Origin of the sequence: Hymenobacter sediminis, assembly GCF_003231285.1 — a bacterium.
Classification (GTDB): Bacteria; Bacteroidota; Bacteroidia; order Cytophagales; family Hymenobacteraceae; genus Hymenobacter; species Hymenobacter sediminis.
This window is the reverse complement of the sequence record NZ_QKNS01000001.1, coordinates 839,176-856,199: the sequence shown is the minus strand read 5'-3', so window position 1 is coordinate 856,199 and position 17,024 is coordinate 839,176. Positions and strand designations below refer to the sequence as shown.

13 protein-coding genes and 1 riboswitch are annotated in these 17,024 nt (G+C 56.5%); of the genes, 4 read left to right on the top strand and 9 right to left on the bottom strand.

From position 1 onward, the window contains the following. Positions 1–8: 8 nt before the first annotated feature. Together DNI29_RS03585 and DNI29_RS03580 are read right to left on the bottom strand one after the other, a co-directional pair. Positions 9–1,052, bottom strand: coding sequence for a glycosyltransferase family 9 protein (locus DNI29_RS03585; RefSeq protein WP_110976685.1), 1,044 nt, complete (start codon positions 1,050–1,052; stop codon positions 9–11). Further along, positions 1,049–1,813, bottom strand: a complete 765-nt coding sequence (locus tag DNI29_RS03580) for a glycosyltransferase family 2 protein (RefSeq protein WP_110976684.1) — start codon at positions 1,811–1,813, stop codon at positions 1,049–1,051. Before DNI29_RS03580 ends, DNI29_RS03585 begins: the two co-directional genes overlap by 4 nt. Positions 1,814–2,147: 334 nt before the next feature. On the opposite strand from DNI29_RS03580, the gene DNI29_RS03575 reads away from it, so the two are divergent. After that, entirely contained in the window at positions 2,148–3,191 is a 1,044-nt protein-coding gene (locus tag DNI29_RS03575) for an LLM class flavin-dependent oxidoreductase (protein WP_110976683.1), read from the top strand. A gap of 304 nt (positions 3,192–3,495) precedes the next feature. Further along, entirely contained in the window at positions 3,496–4,224 is a 729-nt protein-coding gene (locus DNI29_RS03570; RefSeq protein WP_162303495.1) for a T9SS type A sorting domain-containing protein, read from the top strand. Between the two features lie 86 nt (positions 4,225–4,310). Here DNI29_RS03570 and DNI29_RS03565 read toward each other — a convergent pair whose 3' ends face one another. The 6 genes from DNI29_RS03565 to DNI29_RS03540 all read right to left on the bottom strand — a co-directional run bounded on the left by DNI29_RS03565 (position 4,311) and on the right by DNI29_RS03540 (position 13,661). Further along, the gene (locus DNI29_RS03565; protein ID WP_110976681.1) at positions 4,311–5,921 is read right to left on the bottom strand and encodes a RagB/SusD family nutrient uptake outer membrane protein; all 1,611 of its coding nucleotides are present in this window, start codon (positions 5,919–5,921) and stop codon (positions 4,311–4,313) included. A gap of 21 nt (positions 5,922–5,942) precedes the next feature. After that, entirely contained in the window at positions 5,943–9,359 is a 3,417-nt protein-coding gene (locus DNI29_RS03560) for a TonB-dependent receptor (RefSeq protein ID WP_110976680.1), read from the bottom strand. A gap of 164 nt (positions 9,360–9,523) precedes the next feature. Further along, positions 9,524–10,564 carry a FecR domain-containing protein gene (locus DNI29_RS03555; protein ID WP_110976679.1) on the bottom strand — a complete coding sequence of 347 codons (1,041 nt, stop codon included), beginning with the start codon at positions 10,562–10,564 and terminating at the stop codon, positions 9,524–9,526. Positions 10,565–10,693: 129 nt separating this feature from the next. Next, positions 10,694–11,299, bottom strand: a complete 606-nt coding sequence (locus tag DNI29_RS03550) for an RNA polymerase sigma-70 factor (protein ID WP_123823056.1) — start codon at positions 11,297–11,299, stop codon at positions 10,694–10,696. 173 nt (positions 11,300–11,472) lie between these two features. Next, complete coding sequence (gene ahcY / locus DNI29_RS03545) at positions 11,473–12,792, bottom strand: adenosylhomocysteinase (protein ID WP_110976677.1); 1,320 nt, start codon at positions 12,790–12,792, stop codon at positions 11,473–11,475. Positions 12,793–12,941: 149 nt separating this feature from the next. Then, positions 12,942–13,661 (bottom strand): DUF4397 domain-containing protein, encoded by a 720-nt coding sequence (locus DNI29_RS03540; RefSeq protein ID WP_110976676.1) that lies wholly within the window; start codon positions 13,659–13,661, stop codon positions 12,942–12,944. A 143-nt stretch (positions 13,662–13,804) separates the two neighbouring features. Here DNI29_RS03540 and DNI29_RS03535 point away from each other — a divergent pair, with 143 nt between their 5' ends. Both DNI29_RS03535 and DNI29_RS03530 read left to right on the top strand, forming a co-directional pair. Further along, positions 13,805–14,425 carry a hypothetical protein gene (locus tag DNI29_RS03535; RefSeq protein ID WP_123823055.1) on the top strand — a complete coding sequence of 207 codons (621 nt, stop codon included), beginning with the start codon at positions 13,805–13,807 and terminating at the stop codon, positions 14,423–14,425. 206 nt (positions 14,426–14,631) lie between these two features. Beyond that, complete coding sequence (locus DNI29_RS03530; RefSeq protein WP_110976674.1) at positions 14,632–15,819, top strand: THUMP-like domain-containing protein; 1,188 nt, start codon at positions 14,632–14,634, stop codon at positions 15,817–15,819. Positions 15,820–16,046: 227 nt separating this feature from the next. Here the strand turns inward: DNI29_RS03530 and DNI29_RS03525 are convergent, their stop codons facing one another. Further along, the gene (locus DNI29_RS03525) at positions 16,047–16,646 is read right to left on the bottom strand and encodes a DNA-3-methyladenine glycosylase (protein WP_110976673.1); all 600 of its coding nucleotides are present in this window, start codon (positions 16,644–16,646) and stop codon (positions 16,047–16,049) included. Positions 16,647–16,778: 132 nt separating this feature from the next. Further along, a riboswitch (cobalamin riboswitch) is annotated at positions 16,779–17,000 on the top strand. Positions 17,001–17,024 lie beyond the last annotated feature (24 nt).

Sequence of the window (17,024 nt, the reverse complement as noted above, 5' to 3'; positions counted from 1 at the left end):
CAAGTAGCTTAGAAAGCAGCAGACGGCAAGGGCTGCCATTGCTGAATACGGGCTAAAGCCTGCGCAGGCTCCAACGCTTTGATACAGCTGCAGGCACTAGGCTGCGTCCGGCAATCCTGACAATCAGGTCGGTCGAAAACCAGATACTCGGCGTGAGGCCCCAGGGGGGCCCAGCGGCCGGGGTGCATAGGCCGGATGGGCGGGTATAACCCTAACGCATGTCGCCCAAGCGCCGCTGCTATGTGAAGGGGGCCAGTGCTACCGGCAATCAACCCATCGGCGGCAGCTATAAAGGCAATCAGTTCAGGTAGGGTGAGCTGCCCGGTGAGGTCGGCAGTCAGGAAAGGCTTGTGTTCGGTCAGCCAGTCGCCGAGTTCTTTGCCTTCGGCCGCCGTTCCAGTCACGAAAACACGGTGGCCTGCCTGGTGGAGTAAGCGGGCAAGTGTGCCGAAGTGCGCCAAGCCCCATTCGCGGGCACTGCCGCGGCTACGTGGGTGCAGAATGACGTTGAGCTGCCCGGGCCGGCGAGCAGCCAGCAGTTCGCCCAGAGCTGGCCGCACAGCCACTGCCGGAGTTAGCTGAACCAGGGTTGCTAGCGTTGGCAGAGGTAGCACTTCCGGGGTACTTGTGATAGGCTGGAGTAATTGCAGGTTCAGCTGGGCTTCATGCAGCGGAGAGTTTTTGCGGCTCAGGGTTACCAACCGGTTACAGGTAAGCCAGTGAAACCACCGGTTGCGGGTGCCAACACGCACCGGAATCTGGGCTTGCTTGGCTAGGCGGGCCAGCTGCTTGTTCGGAAAGATGTGCAGGATGGCGTCAGCCTGGCAATTGTGTAGGGCAGCTACTTGCTCGGAAGCAGGCAGCTGCAGTAGTTCATCAACATTCAGAAACGCATCAACCCAAGGACAGGCTTCGGCAATAGCCTGGGTGTAGGTGCGTCCCAGCAATACCACCCGGCAGCCGGGGAAAAGTTGTTTTAGCCGCCCCGCTACTGGTAGCGTCAAGACCACATCCCCGATGGCATCGGTGCGACTAATCAGGAAGGTTTTCATGCGGCGGTTTTGGTTTTCAGCTTGGCGAACTTCAAAAACACCCCCCAGGCCGAAATAACGGCGATGCTCAGGCCGGCAAATCCATCCAGAAAACCCAAACGGAAAAAGTAGCCGTGCACGAATTTCCACCACGGTTTCAGCAGCAAATGAAACACGGAAACACGGCGCTTACCCCGGAGCCAGAGCTCATCGGCTGCAATGCTGGTAAAACGGTTGAGCTGGCTGACGTGCTGCTCCACAGAGTTGTAGGAGTAATGCAGGGCATCACCCGCCAGCGGCAAGGGGGTAGGCTGATTGGGGTGCAGCTCATACCGCTCATGCAGGAGCAAGCCTTCCCACTGACCCAAGCGCCGATCATAGAGGCGCAGCTTACGGTCGGGGTACCAGCCGCCGTGGCGCACCCAAGAGCCGCAGTAGTTTGTCAGGCGAGCTAGAGTGTAGCCGGCACCCTGCCAGTTCTGTTTGGCTTCCCTGATGCTCTGGCGTAGCTCTTCGGTCAGTACTTCGTCGGCATCTAGTTGCAGCACATGGTCATGCTGAGCCTGGGCTGTAGCGAAATTCTTCTGCTGCACGTAGCCTTCAAACGGATGTTGTACCACGCGCACGCCCAGTTCTCGGCAGATTTCCATGGTACGATCAGTCGAAAAGCTGTCAACTACCACCACATCATCGGCTACCCCCCGCGCGGCTTCCAGGCAGCGGGCAATGTTGGCCTCTTCGTTGAAGGTAATGATGACGACAGAAAGCGGAACCTGGGGCATAGTGCGAGCAAATATCCGGATTTTATGCCGCCTGGAAACTGCCGCAGCCTTGTATCACCAACCATAGAGTACCGGTACGGTAGCAAATCTTCGTATAGTACCTACCACCACCCGCCCTACCCTATGACAACTGCCCTTAGCCCCTACCCCCTACTGTAAGCGCAACCCTTAGTATCGGTGTGGGTGCGCTCTGAGGAGGACAGCCCTGTTCGCCGGCTGGCTTCATCACTAGGCATCTGACGGGCGTGGGATTTCATCAGATGCAAGTATCAAAACATATTGCCAGCTGATAGCTTTACACTTCAATTCATGTACCTACCTGATTTAACCTCCCATGGAACTTGGCATTAGCTCATTCGGTGAAATAGCCCCCGCCCACGTAGCCGGCGGCGACAAATCGGCTGCACAGCGTGTGCAGGAACTGGTGGCCTTGGGGCGCCGTGCTGACGAGGCTGGCCTCGATGTGGTATCCATTGGGGAGCACCACCGCGCCGACTACGTGGTTTCGGCCCCCGAAGTAGTGCTGGCGGCTATTGCGGCTGTAACCCAACGGGTGCGACTTACCAGTGCCGTTACGGTACTTAGCTCCACCGATCCGGTGCGCACTTTCCAGAACTTTGCTACCCTCGATTTAATTTCCAACGGTCGGGCTGAAATCATTGCCGGCCGCGGGTCCTTTATTGAGTCGTTTCCGCTGTTTGGGCAAGATCTGAACGACTACGATGCTCTGTTCGCGGAGAAACTTGGGCTGCTATTGCAGCTCAATGAGCAGGAAATTATTAGCTGGCAAGGCCGGCACCGACCCGCCATTGTCGGCAAGGGCGTTTATCCGCGGCCGCTGCAACCCCGCTTGCCCGTCTGGATTGGTGTGGGTGGCACACCGGCCTCGGCGGCGCGGGCTGGCTCTCTGGGCCTGGGGCTTACCATTGCCATCTTAGGCGGCGCACCGGCCCAGTATGTGCCGTTTGCGGACCTCTACCGTCGCTCGGCCCAGCAAGCTGGCCATGATCACGCTACCCTCCCCCTCTGCCTGAACTGCCATTTTCATATAGCCGACACCTCGAAGCAGGCGGCCGATGAGTTCTTCCCGGCCTACTCTCTGGTTATGAACCGCATTGGCCGGGAGCGGGGCTGGCGTCCCATGTCGCGCCAACAGTTCGACTACCTCTGCGGACCGGAAGGCCCACTGTTCGTGGGTACGCCCCAGGAGGTTGCCGATAAACTGGTGTACCTGCACGGTCTCTTCCAAAATACCCGCTTCATCGGCCAATTGATGCTGGAAGGCATGCCCCACGAAGCTGTGCTGCGCTCCACGGAGTTGTTTGGACAGGTGGTGTCCCCGGCCGTGCAGCGGGCCCTGGCACCGCAGACTGCATAACCTCTGAGCTATTACCTCTAGATGAGCGCCGCTCCTGAGGCTCAGGAGCGGCGCTAGTATTTTTGCGCAACGTAGCTGTGGATAGCAAGCCGCAGATTTCTGCCATTTATAGCAGTTGGATTCCCCTAAGGAGGTTGGCTCTTCTCGGGTGACCTTTCGTCGGGAGCAGCATCAACCAACAGGTTCATCTTTTCTAGATGCTATGCGTTTCCGAAAAAACGTCCTTCCAATTCTGGGCGCTGTTAGCGTATTGAGCGGCTGCGAAAACGGTTCTGATCCGGGGGCTGCTTTCGATAGTTTTTCTGTGCCCAAACCTATTGATCTGGCCCGCGTGGTTGGCTCGGATATTACGCTCCTGGGAAGCTATGACACTTTGAAGCTGACCTTATGGTTAGACCCCGTTACAAGGCGCAATTTCGTCATTGACAAGTCAGATAGCAGCCAGATACTAGACGCCTGGGCATTCCGCTACCGCCGACTGTATTACCTAGCAGAACCGGTGGGCGACTCTGGCTACTGGGTACACGCGGTGCGCATCAGAGGGCGACAGATTCAGGGACTGGGGACAGGCTATCAGCAAATGAAGGATTTGGCTGGTGCAATCCGACGAGGGTACGCGCCGGGTTTGGTGCGCTTTCAAAGAGCCTCTGGCGACAGTATGCGTCTACGCTTTAACAGTGCAGAACTACAGAGTTTTTACCTGGCTGAGCTGGATAGTTTTCCTACCTACCGAATGCAGGTAAAGCGTTCTACTGCTACTGGGCAGCGGCTGTCCGTCGCTCATAGCTCTAACACGCTTTACTGCTACCCTAACCCAGCCAGCGTAACCACCATGCTACATTTCACCTCGGCCGAAACTCGCACCATTCAACTCTATGATATGAGAGGCCGCCTGCTACAGGTGCATCATACTCAGGCGCCAGAGTTGCGGGTTTCAGTGGAGCCTCTGGCCACTGGCACTTACATCGTACAAAGCTTTTCGGCAGGGAGTAAGTCGGCGGAAACAATTAAGCTGATGGTCAACCACCAATAGTAAGAGCCGCCTTACATGAAGTAAGGCGGCTCTTGTTGTTCGTAGATTTCCTACCTCTGTTCAGCTAGCAAATCCTCTTATAAACCTTAATACCCGGGGTTCTGAGGTAGCTTCCAGGCCTGAGCATCGGTGAGGGAGATGGGCAGCAGAGGCGTTGGGTTTACGGAAGGCTCGGTGGTAACGTGCGACAAGGCCCGGGCGCGCACATCGGGAGGGAGAGTAGCCATGTAGCGGCCCGTCCGGATTAGGTCCCATAGGCGCAAAGATTCTTCTCCGAACTCTACGCGGCGCTCGTGCCAGATGGCGTTCAGCAGCGCCTGCCCCGAGAGGCCGGCCGAAAGGTCGGGCAAGGTACCGGCGGGTGTGTTGGCAGGCTCATAGGTCAGCGAGCCTACGGTGGTGCCGGGCGGACGAGTTGACGTGCGGGCCCGTTGCCGTACCTGGTTTACCAGAGCCACGGCTTCGGCGCTGCGGTTGGTTTGCGCGGCAGCTTCGGCTTTCATCAGTAGGATATCGGCGTAGCGCACCTTTCGGATGTTCTGGGGGCCTGAAGACGTGTTGTTGGGCGCCAGAATAGCTACTTTCCGGTTGAGGTAGCCGGTGGCATTTTCCGTGCGGTCAATAACGTTGCGGATGCCCAGCACCACGTCGCCATCCTTGATGATGGTAGCCTCCAGGCGCGGGTCGTTCGGCTCGAACTCATCCACTAAACTCTGGGTGGGGTTGTTGAAGCCGTAACCGAAGGTTTTGCGGTTGTTCTGGAAGATGTTGTTCGTGGTGCCCGTCATGATGGGGCCGTACCCATCATTAGAGGTAGCAAACTGAATTTCAAATACCGATTCACTGCTGTTCTCGCCAATATCTTGGTGGATAGCCGCGTAGTTCGGCAGCAGGTTGTACTGGCCGGAGGTAATGATGGTGCTGGTCAGGTCATAGACTTCCTGCCACGTGTGGTTATTGCCATTCACGGTGCCTAGTTGGTACATAATGGCTCGCGCCAGATAGGCGTTGGCCGCACCTTTGGTGGCACGTCCGAGGTCGGCGGCGGGGTAGGCATTTTTCTCGGGCAGCGCAGCAGCGGCAGCCTGCAGGTCCTTTTCAATGAAAGCATACGTTTCGGCAATGCTGGCGCGGGTTACGTTGCTAGCCTCGGTAGGAGCCGGCGTTTTCTCGAACAGTGGCACCCCGCCAAACAGCTTCACGAGGCTGAAGTAGAAATAGGCCCGTAGAAAGTAGGCTTCTCCCTTCAGACGCTGTTTCAGGGCCTCGTCGATGGTGCCGGCGTCAATGTTATTGATAACCGTGTTCGCTCGGGCAATACCCGTGAAGCTGTGCACCCAAAGGGTAGTCGTGGGCGGATTGGAGGGCGGAATGTTCCAGGTTTTGAGCTCCGTGAGGGTAGGAAAGTCGCTGGGCGAGCTACCTTTCTCGGCGTCATCACTCATCACGTCCCCGAACATCCACTCGTAAGTCTGGGGCACAAACTGACCGTTGGGGTCGCCCCACTTCGGGCCCTGGTCCCAGGAAGCCACGTCGTAAATGGCATTCACAGCCTGCACGGCATTAGTAGGGTCATTGAACAGGTTACCTTGGGTAGTAGTACCTAAAGGCTCTTTATCGAGGAAGCTGTCACATCCTTGCGACAGGGCCGCCAGCACGGTAAAGGCTAGGAGGCGGGCTGCATGGGCAGTTTTCATCACGCGCGGTTGTGTGTATCGTTAAAACTGAAGGTTGAAGCCCAGGCGGTAGGTGCGGGCCTGGGGGTAGTTGCCGTAATCCACGCCATAAGCCAGGGGGTTACCGTAGAAGCCAGCCGTGGAAATTTCGGGGTCGTAGCCGGTGTACTTCGTGATGGTGAAGACGTTATCAACGGAGGCAAACACCCGGAACCCATTGATGCGGAGCTTCGACATCGCCCCCGCGGGTAGGGAATAGCCCAGCTCCATGTTGCGGGCGCGCAGGTAGCTGGCATCTTCCACGTAGCGGCTGCTGAACCGGTCGTTGCCGTTAGTATCGTTGGAGGTCACGCGGGGCTGGTCGCTGTTGGGGTTGCTGGGCGTCCAGCGGTCCATGCGGGAGGCATAAAAATTACTCCAGACACCAACCAGGTTGCTTGATTTCGAGAGGCTGAACGCTACCCCATTGATGGCTTCGGCACCCTGCACGCCATAAAGCAGCACTTTAAAATCGAAGCCGCTGTAGGCCAGGTTGATGGAGCCGCCATAGGTAAAGTCGGGCGTGGCACTACCCAGGTAGGTATTATCGAGGGCCGTAATTATCCCATCGCCATTCTCATCACGGTAGCGGATATCTCCGGGCTTGGCACCGGGCTGAATCAGGTTGCCATTGCGGCTATAGGCGTCTATTTCAGCCTGGCTGCGGAAAATACCATCGGTCTTCAGCCCATAGAAGTAAGCAATTTCCCGATCTACACCCGTGAGTGTGGTGTTTCCAATCTGTACCAGCACGTTGCCGCTGGCAATAGGATCAGCCCCACCCAGGTCGGTTACTACGTTATTAATCTTCGTGAAATTCAACCCTACGCCGTACTGCAGCTTCCCTACCTGGTTGCGGTAGTTAAGGCCCAGCTCTAGGCCGCGGTTGCGCAAGGAGCCTACGTTGGCGCTGGCCGGAGCCTGCCCAATGTATTCGGGCACAGGCAGCAGGGCAATCATATCCTTGGTGCGCCGCACGAAGTAGTCGGCCGTGAAGGACAGCTTGCTGTCAAACAGCTCGGCATCCAACCCCACGTCGGTGGTAACAGCGGTTTCCCACTTCAGATCGGGGTTGTTGATCTGGGTGATGGCCAGACCCGGCGCTGGCTGCCCACCGAACACGTAAATCTGGTTATTGGCCGCTACCGAAGCGTAGCCGTAGTTGGGAGCCGCGTTCTGGTTGCCCACGGCGCCGTAGCTACCCCGAAGCTTCAGGGAAGAAAGCCCGCTGATGCCTTTCAGGAATTCCTCGTTGGAGATGTTCCAAGCTACCCCTACCGAGGGAAAGGTACCCGTGCGGCTGGAGCCCAGAAATTTGGAGGTCTGGTCGAAGCGCAAAGTACCGGTCACTAGGTACCGGTCGCGGAAGTTGTAATTCGCACGGCCGAAGAATGAGAGCAAAGAGGCATCGTACTGGGAGCTGCGCACAGCGTTGTTGGCGCTGCGGTTAGCCGAAACGTACTGCAAAGAGGCATCGGCCGGCACATTGTAGGCCGTGATGGAAATACCGTTGCCGTAGCCGCGCTGAGCTTCCTGGCCCAGGGTAGCCGAGAAGGAACTGTTGTCGGCGAAGGTTTTGGTATAGTTGGCGTAGTTCGACCACACCCACGACACATTCTGCAGCCGGGTTTCATTCAGGGCACTCTGGTCGCGCTTGTCTACAGGCCCGAGGAAGTATTGGGGCAGGTAGCCCTTAGGGTTGCTCTGGTTGTAGGTAATCCCGAAAGATGACCGGAACGACAGCCCTTTCAACAAGGCTACATCGACGTAACCATTCGAGAACAGGGTGCTGTTGCGCGTCTTGCTCAGCTTCTGCTCATCGAGGTAGCGCGCCACATTCGGCACGTTCGTGATGTTGTCGTAATTATAGGTTCCGTTTGGCCCGATGGGGTTCAGGATCGGAATGTTCTGGGTGGCATACTCCAGTACCCGGTAGTTCAGGGTATTGCCCGTGCCATCGGAAGCACCTACCACGTTGGAGTTCGTGAACGTCGCCGAAACGCCGGCTTTCACGTTTTTGGTTAGCGCGAAGTCGTCGTTGAGGCGCACCACGTACTTCTTCAGCCCCGAGTTTTTCAGAATTCCGTCCTGCTGGAAGTAGCTGCCGCTGAGCAGGTAGCGGTTCTGCTCCGTACCGCCCGATACTGACAGGCTGTAATTGGTAATCAGTCCGCGCTGGGTTACCAGATCTTGGTAGTTGGTGCCGGTAGCACCGCTCTGGATGGCGCTTTGCAGCTGAGCCGCATAGTCTGAGGGTACAGTAGCACCGGCGTTGGTGTAGGCCTCCGTAACGAGGGTAGCGTACTCGGCAGCATTGGTCAGGTCCAGCTTCTTCCGGATTTCCTGAAAGCCAGTGTAGCCCGTGAGGTTAAATTGCGGCTTGCCTACTTTACCGTGCTTGGTAGTAATCAGCACTACCCCATTGGCTCCTCTCGATCCGTAAATGGCCGTAGCCGAAGCGTCTTTGAGAATTTCCGTCGATTCAATGTCAGTAGGCAGCAGAAAGCTGATGTCGCTGGTCTGGATGCCGTCTACCACGTACAGCGGGTCGCTGTTGTTAATGGTACCTACCCCCCGCACCCGGATGCGGGTGCCGGCACCGGGTTGGCCACTGTTGGTGGTTACTTCTACCCCGGCTGCGCGGCCTTGCAGGGCCTGCACGGGGTCGGAGGTAGCTACTTGGGTAAGCTGGGTGCCACTCACCGAAGCCACAGCACCCGTCAGGTCGCTCTTACGAGCCGTGCCATAGCCGATAACTACCACCTCATTCAGCGCCTGCGAGTCCTCGGCCAGAGTTACCGATAGGTTGGTGGTAGCACCAGTTACAGGCACCTCGCGGCGCGTGAACCCCACAAAGCTGAACACCAATACACTGTTCTCGGGAGCTTGTAAGGTAAACTCACCATCAGGTCCGGTGCTGGCGCCAATCGTGGTGCCTTTCACTACCACCGTCACGCCGGGCAACCCGGCCCCCTTGGCATCTACTACTCGCCCCGAGATGGTGACGTCCTGCGCTACGAAATCGTTTGTGTTGGGAACGTTTGCGGAAGTAGGCTTTGTGGGAATCCGCAACACAACACGACCATTGTTTACTTCATACTCCAGTTTCAGCGGAGCCAGAACTTCGTCGAGTACCGTAGCTAGGGGCTCATCAGTAGCGCGCACCGTCACACGGCGGTCTGACTTAATCAGCTGCTGGCTGTACACAAACCGTACGTCGGCTTGCTTGGCAATGCGGTTCAGGGCTTCCTTGATGGTTTGCCCTTCCAGCTGCAGGGTAATTTTTCGCTCCAGTACAGTTTGCACGAAAACGGGCCGGGCAGTAGCCATGCTTGTCAGCAGGCAGCCTAGTACGCCTTGCAGAACCAGCGCTTTGGCCGGGGCTCGAAAAGGGGGTGGGATGTGTACGAGGTTTTTCATAACTGATTTTCACTATGTGGTGGGAACTAAAGAGAAAACAGTAGCGGGCGGCGTTTTCAAAAACGCCGCAAGAAGCTGCAGTGCAATGACTTGTACAGGAGGTGTGTTTCAGCCGAAGGCTGGGGTAGGAAACGAGCGGCTAATGATTAATGCGCTAGGCGGCTCTATTCAATGGGTCGCGTTTGACAGCCAGAACTATGAATAATAATCTGGGCATCGGATAAACTATAGTAGGCTCCCAGCGACTGGCACAGCAAGCCTACCTTTTCCAGCAGGGGCTCATCGTAGAAAGCAATGCTCACGGTACAGCCCGCCAGCTTCTGCTTATCATAGACGATAGTAACACCATAGGCCTTTTCCAGCGCAGTGAGCACCTCCGGTACTGGGCGGGCATCAAACTCCAGCGCCTGCGCAGTCAGCACCACGGGCTTTTCTACCAGCTTCCGGCGCAATTGGCGCGTGGTAGCCGAGTACACCGCCTGCTGGTTGGGTAGCAGCACCACGCCGGCTACAGCGGGCTTGGTAGGAGTAGCATCCAGCTCAGCATCCTTGCGGGCTTGCACCGACACCTTACCCTCACTCACGGCCACCGATGCCTTCACCCCGTCGGCATAATCTTTCACCCGAAAGCTGGTACCCAATACCGTGGTAACCACCTGCTTGGAGAAGACCAGGAAAGGCCGGGCCGGATTCTTACTAACCCTGAAAAATGCCTCTCCTTCCAGGTACACTTCCCGCTTCGGCCCGGCGAGGGAGGTAGGGTATTGCAATTGGCTGCCAGGGTGCAACGTCACACGGCTGCCATCCGGCAGTTGAAGCTCCTGCTCTTGCTGGGTAGTATTGCGGTGGCGCGTCCAGCCACCTTGCGCTACCCCGCCCAGCGGCACCAAAGGCTCCTGAACGTAGGTAAACAGTACCCCAAGACCTAAGGCAAACACCAGCAGAGCCGCCGCCCACCACACCCAGGCCGGCTGGGATGCCGGGTGCTGCCGTACCTGTGGAGCCACGGGCGCAGGTGCTACCAGCGGATGCGGCAGCCGCTGCCAAATGGCATCTTCCACCGCCTCCTGGTTTTGCGCAGGCAGGGCTACCCCCTCCGCTTCCTCCAGGCGGTTATACCACTGTTCCACCACCGCTTGCTCAGCAGGCGTGCACTTCCCGTCGAGGTAGCGCTGAAGTAGCAGATGAAACTCGGATTCCGTCACGAGAGGTAAGAGTTAGGAAGGCTTCTATTTAACAAGTCAGCCAACTCGTCCGCATCCCTAAACTCACCGCAATTTTTTTTGTAAAAAGATTTTCCTACCCCACTATCTGCGCCAAACCTCACGCAGGAACTACTTATATAGCTGCAGCAGCAACAGCGGCAGCGTGGCAACTAGAAAATCTCGCAGGTAGCTCCGCAGCAGCTTTAAGGACTTGGTCAGGTGGTACTCCACGGATTTCTCCGATAGGTTTACCCGCACAGATATTTCCGGCACCGAATAATGCTCCAGCCGGCTGAGCTGAAATATTTTGCGTGATTTTTCGGGTAGCTTCCGTACACCAGCCAACAGCGCAGCACTTAAATCCTGTGCGGCCAGGGTTTCTTCGGTATTCGTGCTAACCTCCGGAGGCGCAAGTCGGCAGTATAGCTCATAGCCGCTCTTGACTTTCTGGGCCTTGATGTAATTGATGATCCGGTAGCGCAGGGCCGAGAACAGGTAGTATTCTATCTGCTGAATCTGGTGAGTGGCGCGGCGGCTCCACAGATCAGCAAACAGGTCCTGCACTAGCTCCTCGGCTACCTCACGGCTTTTTAGCTTTTGATAGGCTACGCTGAACAGGCGGTAGCAGTAGCGCTTGTACAACTCTCCGAACGCACCTTCCTCATCCGTCTGCATGGCGTCGAGCAGCGCAGCATCGGGCCAGGAAGCATACATCCGAAGGGGAATGGAAGTCACAGATTAAAGAAATAAGCACGGCAGGAATGGCAGCTAATATACTGTTTAACACCAGATAAATACCACATATTCATCTACCTAAATACTCTCCCTACCCCTTACGCAAAATAAAACCCCACCCGGCGCGAAGCCGAGTGGGGTTTTGGGAGACTACTCGAGGTAGCAGTACCTGATTAGTAGCGGTACAAATCCGATTTGAATGGGCCTTCAACCGGTACGTTGATGTAGTCGGCCTGCTTGGGCTTCAGCTCGTCCAGCTCCACACCAATTTTGGCGAGGTGCAAACGGGCTACCTTCTCATCGAGGTGCTTAGGCAGGGTGTATACTTTGTTTTCGTACTTCTCAGCGTTCTGCCACAGTTCCAGCTGGGCCAGGGTCTGGTTCGTGAATGAGTTCGACATCACGAAGGAAGGGTGACCGGTAGCGCAGCCCAGGTTCACGAGGCGGCCTTCCGCCAGGATGATAATCTCTTTGCCTTCGATGTTGTACAGATCTACCTGAGGCTTCACCGTGTCTTTGGTGTGACCGTAGTTCTTGTTTAACCACGCCATGTCAATCTCATCATCAAAGTGACCGATGTTGCAGACAATGGCTTTGTCCTTGAGGGCACGGAAGTGCTGCTCCGTGATGATGTCGCAGTTGCCGGTAGCCGTCACTACGATGTCGGCCTCCTTGATGGCGTTTTCCATCTTCTTCACCGCGTAGCCATCCATGGCAGCCTGCAGGGCGCAGATGGGGTCAATTTCCGTTACGATAACGCGGGCACCGGCACCACGCAGAGAGGCAGCAGTACCTTTTCCTACGTCGCCGTAACCAGCCACCACGGCAATTTTGCCGGCCATCATCACGTCGGTAGCGCGGCGGATAGCATCCACGGCCGACTCTTTGCAGCCATACTTGTTGTCGAACTTCGATTTGGTAACCGAGTCATTGATGTTGAAGGCAGGCATGGGTAGGGTGCCGTTCTTCACACGCTCAATCAGGCGCAGCACACCGGTGGTAGTTTCCTCCGAAATGCCTTTAATGCCAGCGGCCAGCTCTGGGTACTGGTTCAGCACCATGTTGGTCAGGTCACCACCGTCGTCGAGGATCATGTTCAGAGGCTGACGCTCCTCGCCAAACCACAGTGTTTGCTCGATGCACCAGTTAAACTCCTCTTCGTTCATGCCTTTCCAAGCGTACACCGGAATACCAGCGGCAGCAATGGCAGCAGCGGCATGGTCCTGGGTCGAGAAGATGTTGCAAGAAGACCAGGTAACATCAGCACCAAGCGCAATCAGCGTTTCGATGAGCACGGCCGTTTGAATGGTCATGTGCAGGCAGCCGGCAATGCGCGCGCCTTTCAGGGGCTTGCTGGCACCGTATTCCTCGCGCAGGGCCATCAGACCGGGCATTTCGGCTTCGGCCAATCGTATTTCTTTCCGGCCCCACTCGGCCAGAGACATGTCTTTTACTTTGTACGGAACGTAGGCCGTGGTCTTGGTATCAACCATGATGAAGATAGCTGGATGCGTTTTCGCGTTTCAACCACAAAGATACCGGATTTGTTACCTTTTGCGCCGTCCTTGATTTACAACCTATTATAACCAGAAACGCCTACCCCTGCAATTAGGGGTAGGCGCTGTTTAGAAGGTGTAATGAGTTAATTATTTGTCAGAAGTTCCAGGGTCAGTTGCTCATCAGCAGGTACGGCCTGCGAGTTACGACCGCGTAGCAAAACCGTGTAGATCTTGTTTGACTCAAACTTCACTGACTTGGAAGTGAGGGTATTATTCTGTCCGCCAGCTTGGCGAGCTTCCAGCACGTACACGCGCGGCTCAACAGTAGTGTAAGTTGAGGAGAACTGCCCTGAAGTAACTCCGGAAGCTATAGGCTGAGCGCCGGAACCCTGGGGAAGCAACGTGATGCTGCCTGCCTCATAGCCCAAATTCACAAACCGCACTTTTGCTTGGCCGCTAGTGGGGGCAGTCAAGTCGTCTTCAATAGACAGATACCCTACCGTGGAAGCCGTAGGGTTATACACATATACGCTGTAGCGTTTGTCTTTCGGGACTGAGAGCGAAAAGGGAGTCACTACATCTGCCTGCGTGGCAGAAGCCTTTATTTTGATAGAGCGGTTACCCGCATTGATGTTCTGGTAACCACTAGCCTTCGCATACTCGGCTTCCGCCAGCTTAGAATCGTCAGCTAGCAGGTCAACCTTTACTTTGTTATATGGAGCGGCGTGTACCAATTGAATCTGGCCCCGGTCAGGAACCGGCTCAACACTGGTATCATCATCAGAGCAGGCAGTGAAAGTAAGGGCGGCGGGCAACGCGGCCATCAATACTGCCGGACGTAGGAAGGAAGAGAAGGATTTCATGAGTTAAAAGTAGCTGATTGCCCGTCAGAACGAAGGCCTATGCGCTTTTGTTGAGCAGGCCCGAAAAATTTACTCGTTGAATTGCACTTTTTTCTCGCCAAAGCGCTTAGGACGCTGAATGACCGTAGTATAGATTTGTACTCATGCTTCAACTGCTTCCTATTCGCCTTTCGAGCGCCGTGCGTCGCTCTGTCCTTGTTGCATCCTGCACTATTGGCCTCAGCCTGGCCGCCCAGGCCCAGCAGGCGCCCCGCACTATTCACCTCAGCCCCGAAGACCAGCAGCGCGGCCTGAATGGAGTGCAGAAAAATTTCTTCTTCACGACCGGCGACGGAAGCACGGAAGCAGAATACAAGAATGCGGGCTTTTTCGGCCAGCGCCTGCGTCCCTACCTCGCCGGTAATGAGGAAGCCCTCGATAACCTGAACCGCTACCGTCGGCAGAAGTGGATGTACCTCACCGAGCGGCTTGTGTTTGTAGGTGCTGTAGGCATGTACAGCCAGCAGGTATTCTCACTCGACGACCGCCAGCAGTATTTCAACAACAACCAGAAAGTTGCGGCCGGCATTGCCTTGGCTAGCCTGCTGAGCAACGTATTTATTTCGCGCAACACTAACTCGCATATGCAGCGCGCAGTGGAAGCCAATAATGCTGGCCTGCCCGCTGCCCGCACTGGAGCCCTGCAGCTTCGGCCCAGCAGTGTGGGCCTGACGGCCAGCAACACGGGCCGTCCTCTGCTAGCCTTTACCTGGAACCTGCGCTAGGTTTCCCGGCGTTATACAGCACTCCAACCAGGGAATTGCCATTGAAGGTATTCCTTGGTTGGAGTGCTTCTTTTTTGCCTGTGCCTACCCTCTCGATATGCATATTTGGCGGCTCTTGCCCAATTCTGCTTACGTTTGATTATCCGTTGTTCTTAGTCGGGCCCGGCGCTACGTCCGGGCCTGCCGCATTTTCGTAGGAACCCTACATGGAATACCCGCTGCCGGCAGCGGCTCGGCAATACGTTGCCGACCATCTGCACGACGACCCCGCCCAACTTGCCCTGCAGGCCCGCCGCTATCCTGGCCTCCCCGTCCCAGACCTGGTGCGCCAGATTCAGGCCCGCCAGAAAGCCCGCACCAAGCTGCCGGCCTGGGCCGATAACCCCGACCTCGTATTTCCCCCTACCCTTTCCGTGGAGCAAGCCTCCTCGGCCCGCACGGCGGCCTTTAAGGCTTCGCTGGTGCAAGGCCAGCGCCTAGCCGACTTAACCGGTGGCTTTGGAGTTGACTCGGCTCACTTTGCAGCTACCGTAACCGAAGTGCACTACGTGGAGCGCAACGCGGCCTTGGCGGAGGTAGTGCGTTTTAACCTGGCCCAATTAGGTATCCAGAATGTGACGTGTCATACGGAAGATGCCGTTCATTTTCTGCGCAACACTGCTGACACCTTCGACTGGATTTACCTTGATCCGGCCCGACGCGATACGGCGGCCAAGAAGATTTTCCGGCTGCAGGACTGTGAGCCCGACGTGCTACGGCTAATGCCCCTGCTTCTGCAGAAAGGCCGCAGTGTGCTGCTGAAAACTTCACCTATGCTGGATATTGAGCAAGCTATTCAGGAGCTGCGGCACGTGCGGCGGCTGTGGGTAGTAGCTGTAGATAACGAGTGCAAGGAAGTTTTGTACGAGCTAGGTCCGGAGCCAGCTGTTGACCCGGAGCGATTTACCGTAAACCTGATGCGTACCGGCCAGCAGCAGGAGTTCCGGCTGAACCGAGCGCGCGAGGCCCGCGCCGTTGCCCGCTACGCCGAGCCCCAGCAATACCTTTATGAGCCTAACGTGGCGGTGTTGAAAGCCGGCGCTTTCCGCAGCGTTGGTACGGCCTTCGAGATGCTGAAGCTGCACCAGCATAGCCACCTTTACACTTCCGATACACTACGGTCAGAATTTCCTGGCCGCATTTTCCGCATCCGGGCTGTGGAGAAGTACGATGGACAGGCGCTACGGGCCCATTTGGGCCCGGAAGTCCGGGCCCACGTCACAACCCGTAACTTCCCGGATACCGTAGCTGAGTTCCGTCACCGCACTGGCATCCGCGAAGGCGGCGACCTGTACCTGTTTGCTACCACCAATCTGGAAGGCAAGCTGATGGTATTGGTGTGTGAGAAGCTGTAACGGCTAAGCCAACCGCACGGTCGGTCATGATGACTAAGGGACAACATATTAGCAGCCGTTCTACCTCTTCGAACTATTCAAACCCCAGCAGGAGCCACCAATTGTGAATAACTGGTGGCTTCTGCTGGGGTTTTACCTTCTATAACAAGGTGCTTACTACTAATATAACGCCCCCTGGCACTTCGAATAAATAAGAGGAGGTAGGCAGGTTAAGAACGGGAAACTTCCTATTTCGCTGGACTGGTCCAGGGGCTGCTTTTAAGGCGGAAGCGCCAGGGCAGCGCAGCATCTTCGCCGGCATAATCAATACCCACGCGGGGCGAGGCGAGTATTTCTGCGTCGGGCACTACCTCGCCTTTGTCTTCTAGCCAGATAGTGTCGCCGGTTACATCGAGGCCGTAGTGCGCTGTGGTGATGCCGAGCGCCTGGGTTAGAAGACCTGGGCCGCCGGTAAGGTTACGCCGTACCTGACTCATATCTCTACGCAGGAGCATTTCCGGTATACCCTCCGTAGGTTCCAGCCCCCTGATCAGAACGGCATCGGCCTTACCGGCATCGTTGGTAATGATATTAAAGAGCACATAACGACCATAGATGAGGTAAGTGTAGGCTACTCCGCCAGGCTCATACATTACTTTGGTGCGGGCGGTATAGCGGCCTAGGTGCGAGTGACACGCTTGGTCGTTGAGGTGGGCGTAGGCTTCGGTTTCCACGATACGACCGCCAGTCAGCACGCCATTGATGCGGGTAAACAGGTACTTGCCCAGCAGGTCGCGGGCAATAGCAACGGGGTCGGGGCGGCGGTAAAACGTAGCGGGAAGCTTCATGGAGTAGAAACGGGGTAGGCGCTAGGTGGTACCGCATTGGCGACAGAAGGTTACGGGGACGGTTAGTCGGGGGGCCCTACCCCTTGTTGTTACTCCAACCTGCCAGCTTTTAACTTCTATCCTCACTTTGCCTTACCTTTGCGCCGTAGAGGTGGCCAGACCCTAATTGCGGGGCGAGGCTGAAAAGGGAATCCGGTTAAATTCCGGAGCTGTCCCCGCAACTGTACGCTTCATGAGTCGGCGCGTCATCACCGGCCACTGTTTCAACGAAGGCTCTGCTAGCGCGGGCCGGAGGAATGGGAAGGCGACGCGCCCGGAGCAAGCCAGGAGACCTGCCTTTACATTTTCTATGTTCAGCGCCTGCGGAGGAAGGGCGGA

Excerpts from the sequence above, each read along its gene's own strand:
- DNI29_RS03585 (WP_110976685.1), bottom strand. The coding sequence starts at position 1,052 with ATGAAAACCTTCCTGATTAGTCGCACCGATGCCATCGGGGATGTGGTC.
- DNI29_RS03580 (WP_110976684.1), bottom strand. The coding sequence starts at position 1,813 with ATGCCCCAGGTTCCGCTTTCTGTCGTCATCATTACCTTCAACGAAGAG.
- DNI29_RS03575 (WP_110976683.1), top strand. The coding sequence starts at position 2,148 with ATGGAACTTGGCATTAGCTCATTCGGTGAAATAGCCCCCGCCCACGTA.
- DNI29_RS03565 (WP_110976681.1), bottom strand. The coding sequence starts at position 5,921 with ATGAAAACTGCCCATGCAGCCCGCCTCCTAGCCTTTACCGTGCTGGCG.
- DNI29_RS03560 (WP_110976680.1), bottom strand. The coding sequence starts at position 9,359 with ATGAAAAACCTCGTACACATCCCACCCCCTTTTCGAGCCCCGGCCAAA.
- ahcY (WP_110976677.1), bottom strand. The coding sequence starts at position 12,792 with ATGGTTGATACCAAGACCACGGCCTACGTTCCGTACAAAGTAAAAGAC.
- DNI29_RS03540 (WP_110976676.1), bottom strand. The coding sequence starts at position 13,661 with ATGAAATCCTTCTCTTCCTTCCTACGTCCGGCAGTATTGATGGCCGCG.
- DNI29_RS03535 (WP_123823055.1), top strand. The coding sequence starts at position 13,805 with ATGCTTCAACTGCTTCCTATTCGCCTTTCGAGCGCCGTGCGTCGCTCT.
- DNI29_RS03530 (WP_110976674.1), top strand. The coding sequence starts at position 14,632 with ATGGAATACCCGCTGCCGGCAGCGGCTCGGCAATACGTTGCCGACCAT.
- DNI29_RS03525 (WP_110976673.1), bottom strand. The coding sequence starts at position 16,646 with ATGAAGCTTCCCGCTACGTTTTACCGCCGCCCCGACCCCGTTGCTATT.